The following is a 3,349-nucleotide window of genomic DNA, read 5'->3' on the forward strand; positions in this document are numbered from 1 at the left end:
TGCTCTTTCCGTTCGAATTGCCGATGTTCGCCAAGACCTTTGCCATCCTCAATCAGACCGGATTGCCGCAGGCGGTGGGCTTTGGCGAGTTACCGGTGATGCTTGCCCCGCATGAGGAAATGCAGCTTGCGACGCTCTGGCATTCGATCATGGCCTTTGTGCTGACTGCGATCATTCTGGCGCACATCTATATTGGCTCGGTCGGTATGGAGGGCGCCTTTGATGCCATGGGGTCGGGCGAAGTGGAAGAGCAATGGGCGCGCGAGCATCATGGTCTGTGGCTCAAGGAGTTGCAGGAGAAAGGCCACGCGCCTGATCATGGCAAGGCCGCGCATCCTGCGGAGTAACCATGGGGGCGCGCGCCTTTGGTCTCTGGCTCTGGGCGCTGGTGGGGGCAAGCCCGCTGGCGGCGCAAGAGTTTACGACGCTCAAGGGGCATGGTGGGCCGGTCATGGGGCTGAGCGTGCTGCCGACGAGTGGCGAGGTGGTTTCAGCCAGTTTCGACAATTCCGTGGGGCTCTGGCAGGGGCGCACGCCGCGCTGGTTCGAGGGGCACGCGGCGGCGGTGATCGCTGTTGTGGCGCTGGACGAGGGGCGGCTGGTGTCGGGCGGCGATGATTTCGCGCTGATCGTCTGGGACCGCGCGACCGGGCAGGGCACACGGCGTGAGGGGCACAAGGGCAAGATCGCGGCGCTCGATGTCTCGCCGGATGGGCAATGGATCGCCTCGGCCAGTTGGGATGGCTCGATCGGCCTCTGGCCTGCGTCCGGAGGGGAGGCGCGGTTTCTGACCGGGCATGATGCAGCGGTCAGCGATGTGGCGTTCAGCAGCGATGGGGCGCATTTGTATTCCTCCTCTGCCGATGGCTCTTTGCGGGAATGGCGCTGGCAAGAGGTGGGCGCGCCGCCGCGGGAACTGCTCAATCAGGGGTTTGGCATCAACCGGATCGTGCTGGGGCCCGAGGATGCGTGGCTTGCCTATGGCGCGGTTGATGGGGCGACGCGCGTGATTGATCCCGCGAGCGGTCAGCAGGTCGCTGATTTCACGCTGGAACGCCGCCCGGTGCTGTCGCTGGTTCATCACGCGGAAACCGCGCAATTGGCGGCGGGGGATGGGCAGGGCTATATCATGGTGATCGACACCGACGAATGGCGGATCACCCGCGATTTTCAGGCCATGGCGCGCGGCCCGGTCTGGGCGTTGGATTTCTCGCCCGATGGGCGTATGATCTATGCGGGTGGCCTGAGCGAGGTGGTCTATGGCTGGCCGGTCGAGATGCTGGGCGCGTATGACCCGGCGGGCGAGACAGAGCATAGTTTCCTGCGCCCGCCCGAAGAGATGGAGAATGGCGAGCGGCAATTCATGCGCAAATGCTCGATCTGCCATGCGCTGACACCACCGCCCTCGCGCAAGGCGGGGCCAACGCTCTATGGGCTCTTTGGGCGTCAGGCGGGAACGGTGCCCGGCTACCCCTATTCCGATATCCTCGATGGATCGGGGATCGTCTGGAATGACTCAACGATTGACGCGCTATTCGACCTTGGGCCGGATCACTATATCCCCGGCTCCAAGATGCCAATGCAACGGATCACGGCGGCAGCAGACCGGCAGGACATGATCAACTATCTGCGCCGTGCCACCGCAACAGAAGGGAACTGAGAAAATGAAAGCCATGTTTGCAGCCTTTGTCGCCTGTGCGGTGATTGCCGCCGCCGCCCCCACCGTGCTGCACGAGTTGGGCTATACGTCAGAGGCCAAGCGCGCGGGTGATGCTGTTCGGCTAGGTGACGCGGCCGAATGACGCCGCACCCCGCGCCCGAAGAGACAGCAGAGGACTATGGCCAGAACCTCGCGCATGCGTCGGTGCTCATCATCGACGATGAACCGGGGATGCGCAATTTTCTGGTCAAGACGCTGGGGCCGCGGTGCCGTCACGTAGAGCAGGCGCGCACCTGCGAAGAGGGGGCGATGATCCTCGATCAGGTGCATTTCGATCTGGTCATTCTGGACAATATCATGCCGGGCAAGACCGGTCTGGATTGGCTCGAGGAACAGCGACGCGTCGGGCTCTTTGCCGATACGATCCTGATCACCGCCTATGCCGATCTTGATACGGCGATCAAGGCGCTGCGGGCGGGGGTCACGGATTTCGTGCTCAAGCCGTTTCGCGCCAATCAGATCCTCAATGCGGTGGCGCGCGCGCTCGACCGCAAGTTTCTGGCGCGTGAGAATTACCTCTTGCGGCACGAATTGTCGGCGGGGGGGCAGGCGGCGCGGGGGCGGCTCTTGGGACATTCCCCCGCCATCCAGAGCGTGCGCGCGATGCTGGGCAAGCTGGCGGCAGCGCCCACCTCTGTTCTCTTCACAGGGGCGAGCGGGACCGGCAAGGAGATTGCCGCGCGCACGCTGCACGGGTTGTCGAACCGGTCCCAAAAGCCGTTTGTCGCCGTCAACTGCGCTGCGATTTCGGCGGATCGCATCGCCGAGGAATTGTTTGGCGTGGTCGAGGATGGGCGCGCGCGCAAGGATGGGCTATTGCTTCATGCCGATGGTGGCACGCTCTTGCTCGACGAGGTGGCGCAACTGCCCGAACATGTGCAAGCGGCGCTTTTGAGGGTGCTGGAGGACAAGCGTATCCGCCCCATCGGGTCCGAACGGGAAATCCCGCTCAATCTGCGGTTTCTCTTTGCCACCAATGCCAATCTGCTTGAGGCGGTGCGCGCGGGGCGGTTCCGGGCCGATCTCTATCACCGGATCAACATCGTCAACGTGGAAATGCCCAATCTCAAGGAGCGGCAGGAGGATATCGTCGAACTGGCGGCGCTCTTCATGAGCGAGTTTTCAGGGGCGCTGGGGATGCCTGCGCTTGATCTCGATGCCGAGGTCCTGCTCAAGCTGAGCCGCTATGACTGGCCCGGCAATGTGCGCGAATTGCGCAATCTGATCGAGCGGTCGGTGATCCTCGGGGCCTTTCCAGAGGAATTCGCAGGCTCTGGCCGGGGGGGCGGGGAGCAGGCGCTGGAGACGCTGGAGCATGTCGAGCAGCGGCATATCATGGCCGTGCTCGATGCCTGTGGCGGCAACCGGGCCGAGGCGGCGCGGCGTCTGGGCGTGGCGCGCAAGACGATTGACCGCAAATGCGCGGCCTGGGGCGTCTGAGGCGGTCTATTTGGGCGTGCGGGCGCGGGCGGCCATGACATCACGCCCAAGGGTCAGCGTATAGGCCTCAAGCTCGGTCAAGGCCGATTGCGCGGCCTCTGCATCAGAACTGGCAAGCGCATCGGCGATGCGGGTGTGAAAGCCCACGATGGCCTCGCGCGAGCGGGCGGTAAAGGTGATCATGTTCAT

3 protein-coding genes and 2 pseudogenes are annotated in these 3,349 nt (G+C 63.8%); 4 read left to right on the plus strand and 1 reads right to left on the minus strand.

Annotated features, from left to right (window positions below):
• The 4 genes and pseudogenes from KBT70_RS07340 to KBT70_RS07355 form a co-directional block, all read left to right on the plus strand.
• Positions 1 to 347 (plus strand): annotated as a pseudogene (locus KBT70_RS07340) (formate dehydrogenase subunit gamma); the annotation flags it as partial.
• Positions 348 to 349: 2 nt separating this feature from the next.
• Positions 350 to 1,660: a c-type cytochrome gene (locus KBT70_RS07345; RefSeq protein WP_296630598.1), complete on the plus strand. Its 1,311-nt coding sequence runs from the start codon at positions 350 to 352 to the stop codon at positions 1,658 to 1,660.
• A 4-nt stretch (positions 1,661 to 1,664) separates the two neighbouring features.
• Complete coding sequence (locus KBT70_RS07350) at positions 1,665 to 1,802, plus strand: hypothetical protein (protein ID WP_296630601.1); 138 nt, start codon at positions 1,665 to 1,667, stop codon at positions 1,800 to 1,802.
• Entirely contained in the window at positions 1,799 to 3,160 is a 1,362-nt protein-coding gene (locus KBT70_RS07355; protein ID WP_296630605.1) for a sigma-54 dependent transcriptional regulator, read from the plus strand. Before KBT70_RS07350 ends, KBT70_RS07355 begins: the two co-directional genes overlap by 4 nt.
• A gap of 6 nt (positions 3,161 to 3,166) precedes the next feature.
• On the opposite strand, the pseudogene KBT70_RS07360 reads toward KBT70_RS07355, so the two are convergent.
• A pseudogene (locus KBT70_RS07360) lies at positions 3,167 to 3,349 on the minus strand (FadR family transcriptional regulator); the annotation flags it as partial.

The sequence above is a fragment of the Roseovarius sp. genome (assembly GCF_018066915.1).
Lineage (GTDB): Bacteria > Pseudomonadota > Alphaproteobacteria > Rhodobacterales > Rhodobacteraceae > Roseovarius.